Origin of the sequence: Streptomyces sp. NBC_01451, assembly GCF_036227485.1 — a bacterium.
GTDB lineage: Bacteria > Actinomycetota > Actinomycetes > Streptomycetales > Streptomycetaceae > Streptomyces.
This window is the reverse complement of record NZ_CP109479.1, coordinates 1619787-1638161: the sequence shown is the minus strand read 5'-3', so window position 1 is coordinate 1638161 and position 18375 is coordinate 1619787. Positions and strand designations below refer to the sequence as shown.

At 68.1% G+C, this 18375-nt stretch carries 19 protein-coding genes and 2 pseudogenes; 10 read left to right on the top strand and 11 right to left on the bottom strand.

Going from position 1 to position 18375, the window contains the following annotated elements; translation table 11 throughout:
* Positions 1-525 precede the first annotated feature (525 nt).
* The 3 genes from OG595_RS07125 (at position 526) to OG595_RS07115 (ending at position 3778) form a co-directional block, all read left to right on the top strand.
* Positions 526-2181: an Eco57I restriction-modification methylase domain-containing protein gene (locus tag OG595_RS07125; RefSeq protein WP_329269070.1), complete on the top strand. Its 1656-nt coding sequence runs from the start codon at positions 526-528 to the stop codon at positions 2179-2181.
* A gap of 16 nt (positions 2182-2197) precedes the next feature.
* A complete protein-coding gene (locus OG595_RS07120) occupies positions 2198-2905 on the top strand; it encodes a PaeR7I family type II restriction endonuclease (protein WP_329269067.1) in 708 nt (235 codons plus the stop codon).
* A gap of 81 nt (positions 2906-2986) precedes the next feature.
* Positions 2987-3778: a PaeR7I family type II restriction endonuclease gene (locus OG595_RS07115; RefSeq protein WP_266685961.1), complete on the top strand. Its 792-nt coding sequence runs from the start codon at positions 2987-2989 to the stop codon at positions 3776-3778.
* Positions 3779-4275: 497 nt separating this feature from the next.
* On the opposite strand, the gene OG595_RS07110 is transcribed toward OG595_RS07115, so the two are convergent.
* Positions 4276-4422 carry a hypothetical protein gene (locus OG595_RS07110; protein WP_329269064.1) on the bottom strand — a complete coding sequence of 49 codons (147 nt, stop codon included), beginning with the start codon at positions 4420-4422 and terminating at the stop codon, positions 4276-4278.
* 61 nt (positions 4423-4483) lie between these two features.
* A pseudogene (locus OG595_RS45325) lies at positions 4484-4633 on the bottom strand (DUF317 domain-containing protein); the annotation flags it as partial.
* Between the two features lie 145 nt (positions 4634-4778).
* Between OG595_RS45325 and OG595_RS07105 the strand changes: the two are divergent.
* On the top strand, positions 4779-6032 hold the full coding sequence (locus OG595_RS07105) for a DUF6615 family protein (protein ID WP_329269062.1): 1254 nt from the start codon (positions 4779-4781) through the stop codon (positions 6030-6032).
* Positions 6033-6069: 37 nt separating this feature from the next.
* Here OG595_RS07105 and OG595_RS07100 read toward each other — a convergent pair whose 3' ends face one another.
* The 8 genes and pseudogenes from OG595_RS07100 to OG595_RS07065 all read right to left on the bottom strand — a co-directional run.
* Entirely contained in the window at positions 6070-6195 is a 126-nt protein-coding gene (locus OG595_RS07100; protein ID WP_329269060.1) for a hypothetical protein, read from the bottom strand.
* 440 nt (positions 6196-6635) lie between these two features.
* Positions 6636-7763, bottom strand: coding sequence for a DnaB-like helicase N-terminal domain-containing protein (locus OG595_RS07095; protein ID WP_329269058.1), 1128 nt, complete (start codon positions 7761-7763; stop codon positions 6636-6638).
* A complete protein-coding gene (locus OG595_RS07090) occupies positions 7763-9034 on the bottom strand; it encodes a DNA cytosine methyltransferase (protein ID WP_329282707.1) in 1272 nt (423 codons plus the stop codon). The genes OG595_RS07095 and OG595_RS07090 overlap by 1 nt, the downstream gene beginning before the upstream one ends.
* A 5-nt stretch (positions 9035-9039) precedes the next feature.
* Entirely contained in the window at positions 9040-9246 is a 207-nt protein-coding gene (locus OG595_RS07085) for a hypothetical protein (RefSeq protein WP_329269057.1), read from the bottom strand.
* Positions 9243-9851 (bottom strand): hypothetical protein, encoded by a 609-nt coding sequence (locus OG595_RS07080; RefSeq protein ID WP_329269055.1) that lies wholly within the window; start codon positions 9849-9851, stop codon positions 9243-9245. Before OG595_RS07080 ends, OG595_RS07085 begins: the two co-directional genes overlap by 4 nt.
* Before the next feature lie 270 nt (positions 9852-10121).
* On the bottom strand, positions 10122-10886 hold the full coding sequence (locus OG595_RS07075) for a hypothetical protein (protein WP_329269053.1): 765 nt from the start codon (positions 10884-10886) through the stop codon (positions 10122-10124).
* A complete protein-coding gene (locus tag OG595_RS07070; protein WP_329269050.1) occupies positions 10883-11347 on the bottom strand; it encodes a hypothetical protein in 465 nt (154 codons plus the stop codon). Before OG595_RS07070 ends, OG595_RS07075 begins: the two co-directional genes overlap by 4 nt.
* A 78-nt stretch (positions 11348-11425) precedes the next feature.
* Positions 11426-11857, bottom strand: a pseudogene (locus OG595_RS07065) (TraM recognition domain-containing protein); the annotation flags it as partial.
* Positions 11858-11881: 24 nt separating this feature from the next.
* On the opposite strand from OG595_RS07065, the gene pcaDC reads away from it, so the two are divergent.
* From pcaDC to OG595_RS07050, 3 genes are all read left to right on the top strand, one after another.
* Positions 11882-13177 (top strand): bifunctional 3-oxoadipate enol-lactonase/4-carboxymuconolactone decarboxylase PcaDC, encoded by a 1296-nt coding sequence (gene pcaDC, locus OG595_RS07060; protein WP_329269047.1) that lies wholly within the window; start codon positions 11882-11884, stop codon positions 13175-13177.
* A gap of 119 nt (positions 13178-13296) precedes the next feature.
* Positions 13297-13929 (top strand): MBL fold metallo-hydrolase, encoded by a 633-nt coding sequence (locus OG595_RS07055; RefSeq protein WP_329269044.1) that lies wholly within the window; start codon positions 13297-13299, stop codon positions 13927-13929.
* Between the two features lie 37 nt (positions 13930-13966).
* A complete protein-coding gene (locus OG595_RS07050) occupies positions 13967-14746 on the top strand; it encodes an exodeoxyribonuclease III (RefSeq protein ID WP_329269042.1) in 780 nt (259 codons plus the stop codon).
* A gap of 110 nt (positions 14747-14856) precedes the next feature.
* Here OG595_RS07050 and OG595_RS07045 read toward each other — a convergent pair whose 3' ends face one another.
* Positions 14857-16668, bottom strand: a complete 1812-nt coding sequence (locus tag OG595_RS07045) for an SGNH/GDSL hydrolase family protein (protein WP_329269039.1) — start codon at positions 16666-16668, stop codon at positions 14857-14859.
* A 174-nt stretch (positions 16669-16842) separates the two neighbouring features.
* Here OG595_RS07045 and OG595_RS07040 point away from each other — a divergent pair, with 174 nt between their 5' ends.
* The 3 genes from OG595_RS07040 (at position 16843) to OG595_RS07030 (ending at position 18354) form a co-directional block, all read left to right on the top strand.
* Positions 16843-17283 (top strand): DUF6278 family protein, encoded by a 441-nt coding sequence (locus OG595_RS07040; protein ID WP_329269036.1) that lies wholly within the window; start codon positions 16843-16845, stop codon positions 17281-17283.
* A 124-nt stretch (positions 17284-17407) separates the two neighbouring features.
* Positions 17408-18151: an amino acid ABC transporter ATP-binding protein gene (locus OG595_RS07035; RefSeq protein WP_329269034.1), complete on the top strand. Its 744-nt coding sequence runs from the start codon at positions 17408-17410 to the stop codon at positions 18149-18151.
* A gap of 38 nt (positions 18152-18189) precedes the next feature.
* Positions 18190-18354: a hypothetical protein gene (locus OG595_RS07030; RefSeq protein WP_329269032.1), complete on the top strand. Its 165-nt coding sequence runs from the start codon at positions 18190-18192 to the stop codon at positions 18352-18354.
* Positions 18355-18375: the final 21 nt, after the last annotated feature.

Genomic DNA, 18375 nt, shown 5'->3' with positions numbered 1-18375 from the left:
GGCGCGGCCGCATCACTGCGTAGCGGGCCGAGGTGGTTGCGGTAGGTGGGGGGCGATCGGTAGGCCGGGCTATGCACCATGCGGTCGGGCCCCGCATAGCGGACGTAGCGCTGGACCATGTTCAGGAACAGGCCGATTCTGCGGGGCATTCCATCAGACTTATCCCGATGTAGGAGTCTGTGGACCTGCCGTCAGCGCGTCCACATCGTCGTTCGCAGTCTGAGTGATTTGCTCTTGGTGGAGCCCAATTACATATATTTCGAGACCGGCGTTGCGATGAAATACAAGTTCGCTGGAGGCAGACGCTCAGGACTGGAAACATCTTCATGAGGCATGTCACAGTTGCCTCATTGTAAAGCCGCAGTCCATCAGAAAAGGGTTTCGTTAATGGCGAATGTTGCCTCTGCTTCAGTCCATATCCCTCAAGCCGTGCGTTCGAAGGACGGCGCGCTCCTTCCGGCAGGAACGCGCGGTGATGCCCACCTCGCGGCGGACTGGGCCGTCGGAGACGATAGCCTCACGGATGTGTCTCTCACCAGCTCGCATAGCGCCACTGTCCACGCCGAGGCCATCCCTGCCGAGGCCGTGGCCAACGGCGAGGTCTACACTCGCCGATGGGTCGTCGACATGATCCTCGACCTGGTCGGGTACACCACTGACCGGGATCTTGATCAACTCGTCATCGTCGATCCCGCCTGCGGATCTGGCGCGTTCCTTCTTGGCATCGTTGAGCGCCTCAGCACGGTGTGCCGAAAGCTTGAACGGGACCTCCCCGTGAAGGGGGTCCGTGCCCTCGACCTGCTGAGTCGCAACGTGAAGGCGAGTCGCGAGGCGGTCGCGGACGTCCTTGTTGCAGATGGCTGGGACCGCGAGACGGTTGACACCGTCGTCAGGCAGTGGATTCAGCACGGGGACTACCTCCTTGATGACGCAGGGAAGGCCGACTTCGTTGTAGGAAACCCTCCCTATATCCGTTTGGAAGATGTTCCAGACCAGCGGATGCAGCTTTATCGGAGGGGTCATCCGTCCATGGTTGGCCGCTCTGACATCTACGTCGGATTCTTCGAGAGGGGCCTCGCTTCCCTCGCGCGCGGTGGGGCGCTCGGGTTCATCTGTGCGGATCGCTGGATGCGCAACCAGTATGGCCGTGAGCTGCGTCGGCTAGTCGCCGACCACTTCAGCATGGATTTTGTTGCAACTATGCATGATGTCGATGCTTTCGAAGAGCAGGTGTCGGCCTACCCGGCGATTACGATCCTGCGTAATCACCCACAAGGAAAGTCAGTTGCGGTCGACACCACGAAGTCCTTCGGACCGGACGAAGCCCGTCGGCTGATGGACTGGCTCGGCGACGAGGATCGCGCTGCTGCGAACACAAGCAGCTTCAAGGCGGCCCGACTGCCTCACTGGTTCTCGGCAGCAGACTCGTGGCCGGCCGGAAGCCCCGCACGCCTCGCCTTGCTTGAGGACCTGAACGACCGATTCCCCGTGCTTGAAGAGACGTTGACGAAGGTCGGGATCGGCGTGGCTACAGGATCTGACGCTGTCTTTCTCACTGAGGACGACACGCTCGTGGAGAAGGACCGCCTTCTCCCCATGGCGATGGTGAAGGACGCCAAGAGCGGGCACCTGGAGTGGCACGGCACCCACATGGTCAACCCGTGGGATGACGATGGCGAGCTGGTAGACCTCGACAAGTACCCCAGGCTGAGGGCTTACTTCGAGAAGCATCGGGCAGCTCTCGAAGGCCGTTACGTGGCGAAAAAGCAGCCCGACCGTTGGTACAAGACGATCGACAAGATCGACTCACGTCTGACGGGTCGGCCGAAGTTGCTGCTTCCGGACATGAAGCTGACAATTCATCCGGTACTGGATGAAGGTGGCTACTACCCCCATCACAACCTCTATTACGTTGTGTCCGACACATGGGACATCAAGGTTCTGGGAGGACTCCTCCTGTCTCGCGTGGCCCAGACCTTCGTTGAGGCGTACGCGGTGAGGATGCGGGGCGGCACACTCCGCTTCCAGGCCCAGTACCTGAGGCGTATCCGGGTTCCTCGCCCCGAGGCCATTTGTCAGACCGATGCTCTAGCGTTGGCACACGCGTTTGATCACCGCGATGTGCAAGCCGCCACCGAGGCGGCCCTCCGCGTCTACGGGATCGAGCGCATCCCGGACTGACTGACATGGGGGACTGATGAGCACCCAACCAACCTGGGACAACGACGCCTTGAACCGGGCCGTCCACACGATGTGGGCGGCCCGTTCGCGTGGCACCCAAAGTGGGAAGCACATGGCTGCGGTCGAAGACCTCGTGATCGAATCCGCGACAGAGGCTTGCAAGAGCACTCCCATTACCTTCTTGAGAGGTGAGGCCGCCACGCTTCCCGGGGTTTACCGGCCACGCAAGAACTGGGACATCGTTGCCCTGGATGGGGACCGTCTCGTTTTTGCCATTGAGATGAAATCTCAGTCCGTTGAGAAGATCAGCAATAACGCGAACAACCGAAATGAGGAAGCTATCGGGAGTGCTACCGACTTGAGGCTTGCTCACAAGAAGGGGCTGCTCGGAAGGGACAGGGGGGATGATCATAGGCCCTGGATTGGGTATCTATTCATTCTGGAAGAGGCGCTGGGGTCGACGCGGCCGGCCCGGCAGCAAGTGAGTGCTGCTCTCCCGACGGATCCCGCTTACGGGACTCACCCGTCCTATGAGGACCGGTATCGCTTGCTTTGTGAACGCTTGTTGGAGAACAAGCTCTACGATGGAGCGTGCTTCCTCCTCTCGAATACCACCCCAGGCGCCCTGGTCAAGCAGCCGGACCCGAGTACTGGTATTGATTTTGGTAGCTTTATGGAATCCCTTGCGGGGTATCTCGCAAAGTACTGCGCCAACAGGACCTGAACCGGGGTGGGCCGGGGGGCCTTGTTTCGGCCATGGGGAGCGTCGAGACGGCGTGTTCCACTAGCCTGGCCTCTGGCTTCGGTGGTCGAGGCCCGCAGCGTCGAGAGCTGTGCCAGTCTCGTGCAGCCCGCCCACTGGCTGCACGTCGATCATGGTGGGTCCGTGGACGGAAAATTTGAACTCGCAGTCCGGAAGTACTGGGAGAAGCGAGAGCAGCAGACCGCGAGGCAAATCGCTGAGGGGAAGCAGGATGCGGGGCTCCGGGGCGCCGTTACAGGTGGCGCCCATCTTGATGCTCTGACGCAACTGATCGTGGAACACTTCGTGGACGTACTTGAGTACCCGGCCAGCTCAATTTTCCTGGGCAAGAAAGCTGAGCTGCCTGGGTATTATCGGCCAACCAAGCAATGGGATCTCATCGTCAAAAATGGAACCCAGCTGGTTGCGGCTATCGAGTTCAAGTCGCAGTCCGGGCCCTCGTTCGGGAACAACTTCAATAACAGAACAGAAGAAGCGATCGGTAGCGCTGTAGATACTCAGCGCGCCATCGCCAAGGGCCTCCTTGGCGATGCCCGACCCTGGCTGGGATACGTATTCCTACTGGAGGACGCAGACGGATCCACGCAGAGTGCGAAGCGAGACTTCAAGCCGAGCTTCAAAGTGGACGAGGCGTTTGAGGGGCGTCCTTCATATGCTGACCGTTATCAAGTGCTTTGCCGCAGACTGGTCGAGGATGGACTCTATGACGCTGCCTGCTTCGTCTTGGCCCCCAAAGATCCCGAACGTCCTATCGGCCAACCCGACCCGAAGCTAGAATTTGCGGGATTCATCGACTCGCTTACGAAGCACGTACGGAAGGAGCCAGGGCTGTAAACGAGGTTGCTTCGAGTGTGAGATTCCCAATTCATCCAGGGTTCACTGCAGAGCAGCGTGGATCTTCTGCGTCAACTGGTAGGTCGGGTGGGAGAGATCGCTTTAGCTCAACACACATTCCCAGCATTCGGCTGCCGGTATGCGACACATCGCCGGACCGGAAGGGGAACGGGCATACCCACTTCGATGGTGCCCAGTGCGCCTTGCTCCGCAGGCCCGCCGTCGGCGTCCTGGGAGTGAGGTGGTGTTGGGGCCGGACATGCACTGGGATGCCCAAGTGGCAGTCACCGCCCTCTTGCCGAACCGGCGCGTGAAGTCGGCTGCGCGCTGATGTCGGTACGGCTCAGGGCGTTCAGCGCCTGAGGCCGGGCTGTGACCGGTTTCTGCATGAGCCGGTGGGCCACCTCGAAGGCGACATCCTGCAGCACCGAGGCTGCGGCGTGAGGCGAGAAGTGAAGCGCTCACCGGGGAGTGCCGGCGGCGCCGCCCTAGAAGGTTCAGGCGGGCAAGGCGCCGCGATGGCAGTGGGCGTCGAAGGCGTCGAACTGGACGCCTGCGGGGTCATCTCCTGGTGCCTGCCGGCGGACCCAGCGGCTGTCGACGGTGTGGTCCCAGCCGGCGTCGGTCAGCGGGCGGGTGGCCATCGTCGATGGTCGCATCTGAGACCTGGTTGCCCGCCGCGATCTGTGCCGCGTCCGCGGAGGCGAGGCTGTCGAGGAGTACCCGCATGATCTCAACAGGGACTGTGGTGGTCGCGGTGGCGTGCCACACGCGCTCGCCGACCGGGCTTTCGTACGCGGCTATCTTCCACTGGGCGTCGTCGGGGTCGGCTTCGTGGACGAACTCGGCGCGCAGGACGAGGGATTCATGGACGGCGTGGGTGGTGTCGTCCGACCAGGTCCGTTCCCTGCCAAGTGCTACCTGTTGAGAGGCAGTCGTCGTTGTCGGACCCGTGCGTCATCATTGCGGAGGTGGCCTTGTGCGGGTCACAGCCGCCCACATGACGACTGGCGGGAGAGAAGAAGTGCAGGAGCGCGACGATTTCATTGTGTCGCTCAATATCGACCGCACGCCCGACGACATCCGCTCGGCCGGGCAGCGGCGGCTGGTTCGCGAGCTCTTGGCCGAACTCCGCCGCGTTGCTGAGGACCCACGCTATGCCGGAATCGTCCGTGAGGTTATCGACCCGGTTACCGGCTCGGCCCGGCGCCGTGCACCTCGTACGGCGCTCCTGCAGGCACGCCTGGCGGTCGAGGGCTATCAGCTCCGCCGTCGGCGGGAGGGGCGCCCTCTCCTGATGGAAGAGACGGCCACTCAGATCCTGCTGGCTTCTGCCTCTCCTGAGATCGAGTACTACGAGTTCACCAAGACCGAGGAGTCCAGGTACGGCGCGGACTGGCTCTGGGTGTGGCTCGACCGTTCCGGTGTGTGCTTCATGATGCTGGTGCAGGCGAAGACCTTGAAGGTCAACAACGGCAGATGGAGTCTCGATCTGGGCTACCGCAGTGGTAAGGGGAAGCGCCGTCAGATGGATCTTCTGCTGGAGTCGGCGGAAGTGTTCGGCGTTCCGTTCTCCTACGTCATCTACGCAGGGGATCGACAGTACCGCGCCACTTTGGAGTGCTCCTCTCCCCACAATGACGGGCACTGCCGCGACCGGGACCGGGCGGGGGTCTCGTGGTTGGCTGGATTGTCGGCGCACAACGTTATGACGATGCTGCGGCCGAGCGAGTACGCCGCCGACGCGCTACACCGCTCCATGCCTCTCGAGGACATGCTGGGCACGGACAAGCCCCTGCCTCCCATCATCGACCTGAATCAAAAGGTCCTGCCGCACGAAGTCCGGGATCTCCTCAGCAACCCGGAGGGGCAGGCACAGACGATCGCCAGAATGGTGTTCGGCCAGGTCTCCACGATTCGCATGGGGCAGTTTTCGGCAGCGGACACTGCCTTGATGCCGCTCCCTGAAGGCTCGATCGTTCCCGAACTCCCTCGGGACCGCGGCCACCTGCCGCTCCCCTACCTTCCGCACATATTCGGCGGCTTGCGGTCCTCGGCGCCGACATTCGTTCAGGACGTGATGGCCGGCCGGACACCTCCCAGCTGGGTCACTGAGCGGCTGGCGGGCATCGTGATCGTGCCTGACTCCGAGCCGGAGGTGCGCCACCATCCGCCGCAGTTGCCCGCTCCCTCGCTGCAGCTGCCGCCAAGCACGTCGGCCAACGCAGCAGAGGAGCCGCGCCGGGTGGCCTGACCCGATGGCCCGAGCCCGGGGCCCACCTTGATCGGCCTCAACATGCCAACCCGGTAGGGATGGTCTGGTACTTCTCCCAGTCGGCGTGATTGTCGAGGAAGGTGTTGAAGACGGCTTCGTGGTAGCCAAGGTCGGCGGCGTAGGTGGGTACCTGCTCTACCAACGGCGCAGCGGTGTCGGTCGGGGCCGTGTCCGGGCGGAGTGAGGCTGGTACGGGAGTGGAAGGTGTGGCGTTCGATGTCGGTCATGGGTGCAGGTTCGGGTCGTACGGCCTTGCCGTGAGCCTGTTCGAGGGCAAGGAGGGCCTGGGCCGGTGAGGCGAGGCGACGGTGACGTGATGCAGGTGGTTCTCGCCGTGCAGGGATGAATGACGAGCCGGCCGGCGCGGATGGCGTCGTGGATCTTCTGGGCTTGGTCGGAGCATTCGCGGATCTGGTCGCGGCTGAGGCGGGGCGTGGGGTAGTTGACCCATGTCCATTCTTCGTCGATGGCTTCTCGCAGGCCGGGGGTGATCTCGGCGGTGATGCCTTCGGCGTGCAGAGCGTGGGTCGCCTTCTCGGCCCAGTACGGCTCCTCGCGGTCGATCCGGGCCCGGTAGTGGGGTCATCGGTGGGCGCGCGGGCTGAGTAGTGCGGGCTGGGGCGGCGGGCCGGTCGCGCGGGGCGGTTGCCCGCGTCGTGTCGGCTGGCTTTCGGCGGGAGCGGGCGGGGGTGCAGTGGCGCGCATCCAGCGGGTACGCAGGGAGTTGAGGTCGGCCAGGGCCCCGCGGCTGCCGGTGACGAGTTGGTGGGGGGTGTTGGCCAGGTCGTCGGTGTAGGCGGTGATCCGAGCGGCGACCGTCTGGGCGCGGGCGAGGAGAGCGCGTTGGAGGATCTTCTCGCCCCAGTACTCGGGGGAGCCGGTGGGCGTGGAGACCAGGGCCATCACGTCCTTGGGGGAGAGGGAGCCGGTGAGAAGACCGCGGTGCTGGGCCTCACCGAGGACGGTGACCGGATCGACCATGTCACCGCGGTGGACCAGCGCCGTGATCGACTGCCAGAGCGCGGCGTGCAGCGGCAGCAGGAAGTCCGCCTCGGTCAGCCACCGCATCTGCTGGACCTCCTCCGGATAGGCGGTGGCGGTCGCCAACAGGAGGCGTTCTTCGTCGAGGTCCTCCTCGCCGGCCTGCCGCGGGACATCCGCGGGGAGTGCCGTGCGGGGGAAGGAGCCGGGGTGTGGGGCGAACTGTTCGGCGAGGGCGTCCAGGACGCGGCCGATGTCGTCGGCCAGGCCGAGCGTCGAGGCGGCCGGGTTGGGCAGGCCCGGGTCGGTCGCGGTGGACGCGAGGCGCTCGGCGTGCTCGCGGAGGAGCCGGCGGGTGTTGTCTGCGCGGATCATCCTGGCGTACGCCGCCGCATGCTTCGGTTGCGGGCAGAACTGGATGATGGTGTGGAGGTAGGAGGCGCTCAGGCCGGGAGCGTGCGGACGCGCGTGGTCCAGCACGGCGTTGAGCCAGGCGGTGTCCTTTGCGTGGTCGGCGGGGTCGGGCGGCGGCAGCGTGCGGATCGCGGTGAACAGCGCGGCATGGGTGTGGCTGTCGAAGTGGTGGGCGATCAGCGGCTCGGTGTCGGCCAGACGTGCAGGTTCGAGGAGAAGGGCGCCGAGTAGGGCCTGCTCGGCATAGTGGACCGGCCTCGGCGCCGGCGCGAGGTCGAGGTCGTTGTCCTCGTCGGGTTCGGGGGCGTGGGTCATCAGGCGGCGAGAGTGAAGTCGTCGGGGTTGAAGGGCTTGTTGAGGTTCGGGGCGAGCAGGTGCGCTGCCAAGCGCGGGGGGACAGCGTTGCCGATCTGCGAGAACATCTGGCCTTTGTTGCCCTGCCACGGATAGTCGGCGGGGAAGCTCTGCAGCACGCCCGCTTCCCGAGCGGTGATCTTGATCGGGGCTGGCACCGGTCGGTGCTCGCCGTCCGGCACGCCGGAGGCGGTGTCGGCGACCCAGGTGCACTCGTTGGCCCGGTGGCCGAAGAACAGCGTGCCGGCGGGCTCGTCGGCACGGCGCACGGTCGCGTTGGACTGGTTGTTGCTGCGCAGTGACCATGACCAGCGGTGCGCGTCGGCGGTGAACGTGGGGGCCAGAGCATCTGCGGGGCGGTTCTCGCGGGCAACGTGCCGGGCAGCCCAGCCGGAGCCCTCCCGGCGGGAGGCCAGGACGATCTCGGAGTCGGGATGCGGTGTCCAGGCGCCGCGGGCGCGGGCTTCGGTCAGGGTTTTATGAGAGCCGGAGGGGAAGGGTTCGGGGCCGCCTCCAGGTCCGCCGCCGGCGCACACGGTGGGCACGGGCCGGTCAGTGGCGCCCCAGCCCAGGGCCTCGGCCATGGACACCCACCGGTCACGGCCGGGTCCGAACAGCGACTCCGGCTCGGCGGCCGTCGCGTGAGTGGGCGGCGGGGGCTGGGCGGTGTGTACGCGGGAGGCGAGCAAGATCGCTCGCTTCCGGGTCTGCGGGACGCCGTAGTCGGCGGCATTGAGGATGCCAGTCCAGACGGAGAATCCCCAGGTCCGCATGATGGCTGCGTACTGCCGCCACAGCGGCAGGACGTCGGGGACTTCCTCCATGACCACCCACTCGGGCAAGCCCGCCAGGTTCAGGGTGTGCAGGTAGCGCATGGGTTCGGCCGCGAGGAGAGACCGTTCGTCCGCGCAGGCGCCGAGGAGCTGCTCACGGGTGTCGCGTCCGGCGGCGAGGTCGGCGACGGCCTGGTGGACGAGTGGCTGGTCGACCAGACCGAGGCGCTTGCCGGCCATGCTCCATGCCTGACAGGGAGGGGAGGCGATCAGCCCGAGGATCCGGCCGGAGAAGATCCACGCCGGATAGCGGGCGACATCGGTCCGGATCGTCAACTGCCCAGCTCGGGCACGGGTTTTGCAGGCCCACTCGTCCCACTCAAGGCCGATGTCCCGCGCGCCGAGGACGGTGAGCGCGTGGCTCCAGCCGCCGGGGCCGGCGAACAGGTCGAGGATGATCCGCCTCAAGAAGCCAGCCCGAAGTCGTCCTGCACCGGTTCGACTTCACCCCGGCGGGCCCAAGGAGAACAGCCGTCGACCACGCCGTTCCCCAAGCCCTCGACCACGACGGCCCGGTTGCCGCTGTGCAGCAGGCCGGAGAGTGCGTCGTGGTGGCTGGTGTATGCGGTGCCGAGGGCCAGCAGGCGTTCAGGGGCATCGTAAGACGTCACCGGCGTGCTCCCTGCGCCACGGCGGCCTTGGGCGCAGTGGCCGCTGCGGTCGGCAGCGCGGCTCGGTGACGCGGCTGCGTCAGGGCCCGGTGCCCGTCCTCGGTGACGGTGATTTTTTGGCCGTGGTACAGCGAGGTGCTGGTGTCGGCGGTGACGAGTCCGCGTTTGGACAGAGCCTGGTAGGTGGCGATGGAGACGCGGGTGCCGTCGTCGGTGGCGACGCGGGTGACGCCCAGCCCGCGTTGTGAACTCTCATACAGCCGTCCGCCTCCCAGGAGGGACTTGAGGGCGTCGTATTGGGCGGCGGTGAGTGCGAGGCCGGTCGTCTGCTGTGCGGATGCCGCCGTGTGATCCTGCATGGATGCCAGGTCTTCGGTGATGCCGTGGGCGAGGTAGTGGCACCCAGTCGCGCTCAGGTCGAGCTGGTGGGCGGCATCGTCGAGGTGCCCGGTCATACGCGGAATGGCCTCGGCGTGCCGTGCGGTGCGCACCGCCTCGTCGTCGGCCACGTAGCCAGAGAACTCCGCGCCCTCGTAGGGGTTGGCGAACAGCGCGTTGGCGATGTCGTTGCCGGCTAGCGAAGAAGCGGACACTACCGAGGCCATCAGCTCCAGGCCGGCGCGGCTGCCGGCGATGTTGGTGTACGTGCTGTTGTCGAGGGCAGTCAGACGCAGCAGGGCGGTGGCCGTGAGGTTCTGTGCCTTGAGCAGGAGAGGGCTGATTCGGTGCAGCGCGTCCGTGCCGGGGATGTAGGAGACGTTGCGTACGCGTGCGCGGAGGGCTTCGAAGTCTCGGGCCAGTTGACGGAGCTGGCGGACTTGTTCATTCAGGTCGGGCGGGGGCGTGGAGATGGGATGGCTCCTGGGGACGGCGGTTCAGCGGCTTCGGGTGGTTGCTTGAGTGGCGGTGGGGATCGGGCGGGGCGTCGTGCCGGGGGCGGTACCTGGTCCTGTCGGGGGTAGTCCGATGACGGAGGCGAGGGCGGTGATGCCTGCTGGTGTGAGGCGCACGCGGTCCTGCGGCGGGCCGCCGATGTAGGCACCGAGAGCGGAGTTCGGGGTCCGTTCGGCAAGGTCCTTCGACTCCAGGGCCCGCAGCGTGCTCATCAGGACCTTGGGCTCCCGGGAACGCGTGAACTCCCGCCCCAGGGAGCTGCTGGCCACGACATGCCCGCAGGCGATCTCCGCGAGGGCAGTGCGCTGGGTGGCAGTGAGCCGTTCATCCGGTGCGATGGCGGTCGACCAGTGACGTCGCCGTGTCTGTGCGGCGAGAGCTGCGGCGCAGCCGAACGCGGCTTCGGGAGCCAGGGCGGTCAGCTCACGAGCGGCCTGGACGCCGTGGTCGGCTGACGCGGTGCTGAGAAAGGCGAGCTGTTTCAGCCGCAGCACGCACTCTGTCAACTCCGTGCTCTCGTAAAGCCGTTCATCGTGGATGGCTTTGACGGCGATGCGGGTGTCGGACGCCAGGCGCTGTGCGGAGGCGACGTGGGCCTGCAGCTCGGGCTCGGTCGCAGTGCCAAGGAGGATGTCGAGCGCGTCGTTGTGACGGGTGTATTGATCGGCGAGGTGGAGCAGGCGCTCGACGGGTGTCGGCGGTGGTGGCACGTCGAACAGCAGGGATTCGGTGGGCGGCGTGGTCATGAGCGGCGCCGTACGGCCGGAACCGGCACGGGGACGCCGGCGCTCGTGCTCGGTGTCGCGGGACGGCGGGGCGCACCAAGGCAGGCGCGGGCCGCTGCCAGGTCCTGACCGGCGTCGTCGAGGTGGACGCGCAGGCGGCTGTGCTGGTCGATCGCGTCGAGCTGTTTGTGGAGCGTTGTCTGTCCGCCGGGCTGGGCGAGGGTGACGAGCGGGGCGAGGGCCTGGGTGTAGTGGGCGATGGCCCGTCCCAGGTGCCCGGTCGTCAGCCCCAGGGCCTCGGCCGGAGGGATGCCGGCGATGTTCGGAGCGAGCTGGTACTCGGCGTCGGCGGCCATGCGGGCGGCCAGATGGCAGAGCAGGCCGATGTGGCGGGTGGCGGTGAACAGGCCGCTTCCGTCACCGGTGATGCGGTGGTCGCGCATGTCGGCGATGACGGCATCTACGGCTTCGTGCGGCTCCATGTCGTCCAGGTCGGCGGGCTCGTAGGTGTGAATGTGCGCCTCCGTGGGCGAGTTGAGTGGGGAGAAGGGGCGCGCGGACTAGGCGGTGGTGCCGAAGTCGGTCTGCTTCGGGGCGGCCTTGGCGACGGCGCGATCGGTGATGCCCTTGGACGCGCGGGCGGAGGCGGCGGAGAGTTCGCTGGCGCCGGGCTCGAGATACCAGGGGCGCAGGTCGAGCATGGCCGCGCGCATGCCGGTGGCGAATGCGAGCGCGGTGCCCTTGGGTAGGGCGCGGATGGCGTCGGCGGCCAGGATGCGTTCTTGCCGCATGCTGACGGACGTGGATTTGCCGGATTCGGAGGTCGAGGTGGAGGTGGTCTCGACGTCGTGGTCACCGATCAGGCGGGACAGCTTGTCGGCGAAGTCGGGGTCGTCGATGCCGGACCCGATGACCTTGATCGTGGAGGCGGACCACATGGCGTCCATGCCGGCGTCGCCCCAGACTTTCTGACCCTGCCGGTAGCTCTGCAGGTGACAGATGAGAGGGTCAGGCGGGTGAGTGAGACACCGATGAACACCCTGCAATACCGCTTTGACGGGCCAGAAGACGCCCCGGTCCTGATCCTCGGTCCCTCACTGGGTACCACATGGCACATGTGGGACCGGCAGGTGCCGGAGCTGGTGAAGCAGTGGCGGGTGTTCCGTTTCGACCTGCCCGGGCACGGTGGCGCCCCCGCGCATCCCGCCGGGTCGGTCGCCGACCTGGCCACCCGGCTGCTCGCCACGCTCGACGCGGCCGGCGTGCAGCGCTTCGGCTACGCGGGCTGTGCGCTCGGCGGTGCGATCGGCGCCGAACTGGCGCTGCGCCACCCGGAGCGGCTGGCCTCGCTCGCGCTGATCGCCGCCTCGCCGCGGTTCGGGACGGCCGACGAGTTCCGTCAGCGCGGGGTGATCGTCCGGACGAACGGGCTCGGCCCCATCGCGCGCACCTCTCCCGAGCGCTGGTTCACCAGCGGCTTCGCCGCCGCGCAGCCCGCGATCACCGAGTGGGCCGTGCAGATGGTCCGCACCACCGACCCCGGCTGCTACATCGCGGCCTGCGAGTCGCTCGCCTCCTTCGACGTACGGGGCGAACTGGGGCGCGTCGGCGTGCCGACCCTCGTCCTCGTCGGGTCCGACGACCAGGTCACCGGCCCCGCCGAGGCCCGCACCCTGGTCGCCGGTATCCCGGACGCCCGCCTCGCGGTGGTGCCCGGCGCCTCCCACCTGGTGCCGGTCGAGCAGCCCGCGGCCGTCACCGACCTTCTCGTACGCCACTTCTCGACGGCCTGGCAGCCCGCGTACGACACCGGAACCGGCCAGACGGCCGTCTCGGCGGTCCCGGCCAGGGCGGTCCTGACCGCACCGCAGCCGATCACCCCCATCGCGGAGATAGCGCCGCCCGTCCCGCAGCCCGAGGCGCCGGGCCGTCCGGACCAGTACGACGCCGGGATGAAGGTCCGGCGTGAGGTGCTCGGCGACGCGCACGTCGACCGGGCGCTCACGCAGGCGGACGAGTTCTCCGGGGACTTCCAGGACTTCATCACCCGATACGCGTGGGGCGAGATCTGGAACCGGCCCGGCCTCGACCGGCGTTCCCGCAGCTGTGTCACCCTCACGGCCCTCGTCGCGGGCGGTCATCTCGACGAACTCGCCTTCCACACCCGCGCCGCCCTGCGCAACGGCCTCACCCCGGTCGAGATCAAGGAAGTGCTGCTCCAGGCCGCCGTCTACTGCGGGGTGCCGGCCGCGAACAGCGCGTTCAAGGTGGCCCAGCGGGTCATCCGCGAGGAGACGACGCCCGAGGCGTGACCCTTGCCGGGCGACGCTTGAGGGACGACCCCCGGCAGGTGAGGGGCGGCCCCGAGCCTGGTGGTGAAAGCACCAGCCCCAGCCGCTCACGGTCCGGGCCCGCGCGGCAGGATGGACGTATGAAGCTCACGAAGAAGTCGCACGCCTGCATCCGTCTGGAGAAGAACGGGCAGACGCTCGTCCTCGACCCCGGGGGATTCAGCGAGGAGGACGCCGCGGCCGGTGCCGACGCGATCCTGGTCACGCACGAGCACGTGGACCACTTCGACGAGGGACGCCTGCGCGCCGCCCTCGACGCGAACCCGGCCGCCGAGATCTGGACCCTCGCCGCGGTCGCTGACCAGCTCTCCGCCGCCTTCCCGGGCCGCGTCCACACCGTCGGCCACGGCGACACGTTCACCGCCGCGGGTTTCGACGTACAGGTCCACGGCGAACTGCACGCCGTGATCCACCCGGACATCCCGCGCATCACGAACGTCGGCTATCTCGTCGACGGCGCCGTCTTCCACCCCGGCGACGCCCTCACCGTCCCCGACCAGCCGGTCGACACGCTGCTGCTCCCCGTCATGGCCCCCTGGAACAAGCTCTCCGAGGTCGTCGACTACGTCCGCGAGGTCAAGCCGCGGCGCGCGTACGACATCCACGACGCCCTGCTCACGGACCTCGCCCTTCCGATCTACGACCGGCTGGTCGGGGGCCTCGGCGGCGCCGAGCACGTGCGGCTGACGCCGGGAGCGTCGGCGGAGGTCTGAGACGGGGTTGTCAGACCCGGCGGGTAGGTTGTGGGGCATGCGTATCGCGACCTGGAACGTGAACTCGATCACCGCCCGCCTGCCAAGGCTGCTGGCCTGGCTGGAGAGCACCGGCACGGATGTGCTGTGCCTCCAGGAGGCCAAGGTGGCCGCCGAACAGTTCCCGTCCGACCAGCTGCGCGAGCTGGGCTACGAGGTGGCGGTCAACGCGACCGGCAGGTGGAACGGCGTCGCGGTGATCTCCCGCGTGGGCCTGGAGGACGTCGTGCGGGGCCTGCCCGGCGACCCCGGCTACGAGGGAGTCGAGGAGCCCCGTGCCGTCTCCGCGACCTGCGGCCCGGTCCGCGTCTGGTCGGTGTACGTGCCGAACGGCCGCGAGGTGGCCCACCCCCACTACGCCTACAAGCTCAGCTGGTTCGAGGCACTGAAGGCGGCGGTCGCGGCCGACGCGGCAGGCAGCCGCCCGTTCGCCGTCCTGGGCGACTACAACGTGGCCCCGACGGACGACGACGTCTACGACCTGGCCGCCTTCGAGGGCCTCACCCACATCACCCCGCCCGAGCGCGCCGCCCTCGCCGCCCTGCGTGAGACGGGCCTGACGGATGTGGTCCCCCGTCCCCTGAAGTACGACCACCCGTACACGTACTGGGACTACCGCCAGCTCTGCTTCCCCAAGAACCGGGGCATGCGCATCGACCTGGTCTACGGCAACGAGCCGTTCGCCCAGGCGGTGAAGGACGCGTACGTGGACCGCGAGGAGCGGAAGGGCAAGGGCGCGTCGGACCACGCCCCTGTGGTGGTGGACCTGGAGGTGTAGGAGACCTGTTCTCCGGGTCCGGGGGCCTGCTCAGCGCCGGACATGCATGTTCAGCGCGGACGGGCGTCTGGGGGCGGAGTCCCCGGGGACGGCGGCCCGACCCAGGTGCCCTACGGAACCAGCGCACCCAACGGAACCGCCCCGGCCAACGCGGTGAGCCCCGCGTCACCCGGATGCAGATGGTCCCCACTGTCGTACGCGGGCAGCAGCCGCGTGGGCTGCGCCGGGTCCCGCAGCGCCGCGTCGAAGTCCACGACCCCGTCAAAAATGGAACCGGAGCCGGTGCCCGACGCGGCCTCCTCCCGGATCCACGTGTTCACGGCCGCCCGCTGCCCGTCGACCACCGAGGTGCACCGAGCCTCACCCGCGCACGGCCCGATCGTGGCCACCAGTACCCGCACCCCGCGCGCCCGCACCCGATCCGCCAGCGCCCGCAGACCGGCGACGACATCCTGCGCGGACGCGCCCGTCCGCAGGTCGTTCACGCCCTGGAAGACGATCGCCGTACGCGCCGACGTCTGGGCCAGCACATCCCGGTCCACGCGGTGCAGGGCGCTCACCCCGCCCGAGTCGGTGGAGACGCCGTCGCCCGGGTAGCGGTCGGTGAGGACGCGGTTCGCGGCGATGCCCTGGTTGAGGACGCCGTAGTGAGGAACCGCGCTCTGGGCCAGCAGCCGGTCGGCGAGCACGTCGGGCCAGCGCCGGTTCGCGTCCACGGTCGAGCGCTCCCCGTCGGTGATCGAGTCGCCGAGCACCACGACCGACCCGGGCCCGCCACCGACGTCCACGCCGGTCAGCAGCGGCCACGTCGTCAGCGTCGAGGTGTACGGCGCCGGGGAGCCGTCCGCCGTGTGGTCGCCCGGCTCGCTGACGTACGAGCGCTGCTGCGCGAGCCGGTGCAGGGGCGCGGCCGTCACCGTGCCCGGCAGATGGAAGCTCACCAGCAGATTGGCGTCCGCGGGCACCGCGAAGTCCAGCGGATCACTGAACGCCTGTGCCCCGGCCGGGAGTTCGGCCCCGCGCGCGCCCCGGAACGTCAGCGGCACCGGCGTCTGGCTCGCGGCGGCGCCCGCCGCCTGCACGGCCACCGTCGCGCCGCCGATCCGTACCGGCGCCGACGCGAAGGTGTTGTCGAAGCGGACCCGCACCCGCGGCCCGCCGGCCGATGTGTGCACCACCAGCCGCAGCGTCCGGTCGGTCCACGGGCCGACGGTCGCGTACGTCGAGGTCGGCGCCGCCCAACTCCCCGTCCAGCCGTCCGTGTCGGGCCGTACCGTGAGGGCGAACACATGCAGGTCGGCCGCGTACGGCAGACGGACGGATTCGACCTGGTGCCCTCGCGCGATCGGCACGGTGACGACGTACAGCCGTGCCTTCTCGGCGAGTTGGCCGGTGGCCGTGTTCACGTGCGGCAGGGCGACCGCCTTGGCGCCGAGGGGGCCGGCACGCCAGTCGGGGGCGGTGAGCCGGTACGAGGACCGCGTGCCGTCCGTGTACGAGACGGTGCCCGCGCCGCTCACGTCGGCGCCGCCGGTACCGGCGACGAGGAACGCGAGGGCGTCCCCCTCCCCGCGGACGCGTACGGGCTGGCCGGCGGCGCGGACGTTGTCCGGTTCGCCCGGCTCCCGGCACGGCCAGCTCAGCCGGGCGCCCTGGACGGTGAGGGCGCCGCCCCGCGTCCAGCCCGCGGCGGTCAGGTCCTGGGCCGACACGGAGGCGCCCGAGCCGTCGAAGTCGGCCGTCCCGGGGCGGGTGTCGTCGCTGACGGCGGTGTTGTCGAAGTACCGGGTGAGGGGGAGGGCCTCCGTGGCGTGGGCCGTGGACGACAGGGGCGTCAGCGTCGCGCACAGAGCGAGGACGATCCCCGGTCCCCAGAGACCCCGGACTCCCGGTCCCAGCCCGCCTCGGCCACCTCGGCGCATGTCCGTCCCCCGGTCCGCTCGGCCAGCCGTTCAGTGCAGTGTGAAGCTAAGGAGTCGGCAAGGGCCCGTCAATGCGCAGGTGAGCCGGACAGGGCCGGGCACGGAAGTTGGCCGGAACCGGCGGCCCCGCGCGCCCTGTGGTGCGGTCGGCGGTGTGAATGACACGCTGGACGTATGAACATCCCTTTCCTGGGCAACTGGCGCAAGAAGCACGGACCCGCCCGCGGTGTGGCGGTGTTCTCCGAAGGGGAGCACGACTCCGAGGCGGTCGCCGGGCTTCTCTCCGAGTGCGAGCTGCTGCGTTCCCAGGCGCACCGGGCGGGCGTCGAACTCGACGACTCCGCCGCCTCGTTGGAGGCGCTGGACCAGCTGGTGCCGGGCTGGCGGGACGACGAGGAGACGCTGTCCTGGCTCGGCAACGACGCGGGGCTCTATCTGGGCACGGTCATCGTGCGGACGGTCCCCGGCGCCGCCTGGGACTTCTGGGCGAACGGCCAGCCCGTCGTGCGGCTGTCCTCCGGCCGTGAGTTCGACGTCGTCACCTCCGGACACGAGTGGGCGTCCAGCGGCGTTCCCGAGTTGTCGCAGCTGTACGCGGAGGTCGCGGAGACGTAGGAACGATGCGGGCATCTGGCGTAAATACGGCTAATGCCCGAAAAGTGCGTGTCGCGCTTTAACTCCACTCTTGTCTGGATAGTTTGCGGCAACCACGACACAGCTGAAGTGAGTAGGGCTGGGCATGGCCGTCGATCCGTTGATCGAGCTGCATGAAGTCAACAAACACTTCGGTGAGCTGCATGTCCTCCAGGACATCAACCTCACCGTGGGCAGGGGGGAGGTGGTCGTTGTCATCGGCCCGTCCGGGTCGGGCAAGTCCACTCTGTGCAGGGCGATCAACCGGCTGGAGCCGATCGAGTCCGGGACGATCAGGCTCGACGGTCAGCTGCTGCCCCACGAGGGCAAGCCGCTCGCGCGGCTCCGGGCCGAAGTCGGGATGGTCTTCCAGTCGTTCAACCTCTTCGCCCACAAGACCGTCCTCCAGAACGTCTCGCTGGGCCAGGTCAAGGTGCGCGGGCGCGGGAGGGCCGAGGCCGACAGGCGCTCCCGTGAGCTCCTCGACCGGGTGGGCCTCGCCTCGCAGGCGCCGAAGTACCCGGCCCAGCTGTCCGGCGGGCAGCAGCAGCGTGTGGCCATCGCCCGCGCCCTGGCCATGGACCCCAAGGTCATGCTCTTCGACGAGCCGACTTCGGCGCTCGACCCGGAGATGATCAACGAGGTTCTGGAGGTCATGCAGCAACTGGCCCGTGAGGGTATGACGATGGTCGTCGTCACCCACGAGATGGGCTTCGCCCGCTCGGCCGCCAACCGGGTCGTCTTCATGGCCGACGGCCGCATCGTCGAGGACCGCAGCCCCGAGGAGTTCTTCACCGACCCGCGCAGCGACCGAGCCAAGGACTTCCTCTCCAAGATCTTGCGGCACTGAAGCCAACACCCCTGGCAGTCATGGGAGTTGAGGACGTCGTGAATCCACTGACGGACAACCTCCGTACGGCGGCCAGGGCCGGAAAATCGGCCGCGCCGAACCTCGACTACGATTTGCCGTTCATCCCCATCGGGATGTGGACCGAGGTCGAGGCCGTCGCACCGGCCGAATCAGGGACGCTGCTGCCAGGCGGGCAGCGGTAGAAGGGCATGCGCTCGCCCGGC

Coding starts and splice junctions, on each gene's coding strand:
- OG595_RS07120 (WP_329269067.1), top strand. CDS start 2,198: ATGAGCACCCAACCAACCTGGGACAACGACGCCTTGAACCGGGCCGTC.
- OG595_RS07110 (WP_329269064.1), bottom strand. CDS start 4,422: ATGGCCACCCGCCCGCTGACCGACGCCGGCTGGGACCACACCGTCGAC.
- OG595_RS07105 (WP_329269062.1), top strand. CDS start 4,779: ATGACGACTGGCGGGAGAGAAGAAGTGCAGGAGCGCGACGATTTCATT.
- OG595_RS07095 (WP_329269058.1), bottom strand. CDS start 7,763: ATGACCCACGCCCCCGAACCCGACGAGGACAACGACCTCGACCTCGCG.
- OG595_RS07080 (WP_329269055.1), bottom strand. CDS start 9,851: ATGGCCTCGGTAGTGTCCGCTTCTTCGCTAGCCGGCAACGACATCGCC.
- OG595_RS07075 (WP_329269053.1), bottom strand. CDS start 10,886: ATGACCACGCCGCCCACCGAATCCCTGCTGTTCGACGTGCCACCACCG.
- OG595_RS07070 (WP_329269050.1), bottom strand. CDS start 11,347: ATGGAGCCGCACGAAGCCGTAGATGCCGTCATCGCCGACATGCGCGAC.
- OG595_RS07055 (WP_329269044.1), top strand. CDS start 13,297: ATGAAGCTCACGAAGAAGTCGCACGCCTGCATCCGTCTGGAGAAGAAC.
- OG595_RS07050 (WP_329269042.1), top strand. CDS start 13,967: ATGCGTATCGCGACCTGGAACGTGAACTCGATCACCGCCCGCCTGCCA.
- OG595_RS07045 (WP_329269039.1), bottom strand. CDS start 16,668: ATGCGCCGAGGTGGCCGAGGCGGGCTGGGACCGGGAGTCCGGGGTCTC.
- OG595_RS07040 (WP_329269036.1), top strand. CDS start 16,843: ATGAACATCCCTTTCCTGGGCAACTGGCGCAAGAAGCACGGACCCGCC.
- OG595_RS07035 (WP_329269034.1), top strand. CDS start 17,408: ATGGCCGTCGATCCGTTGATCGAGCTGCATGAAGTCAACAAACACTTC.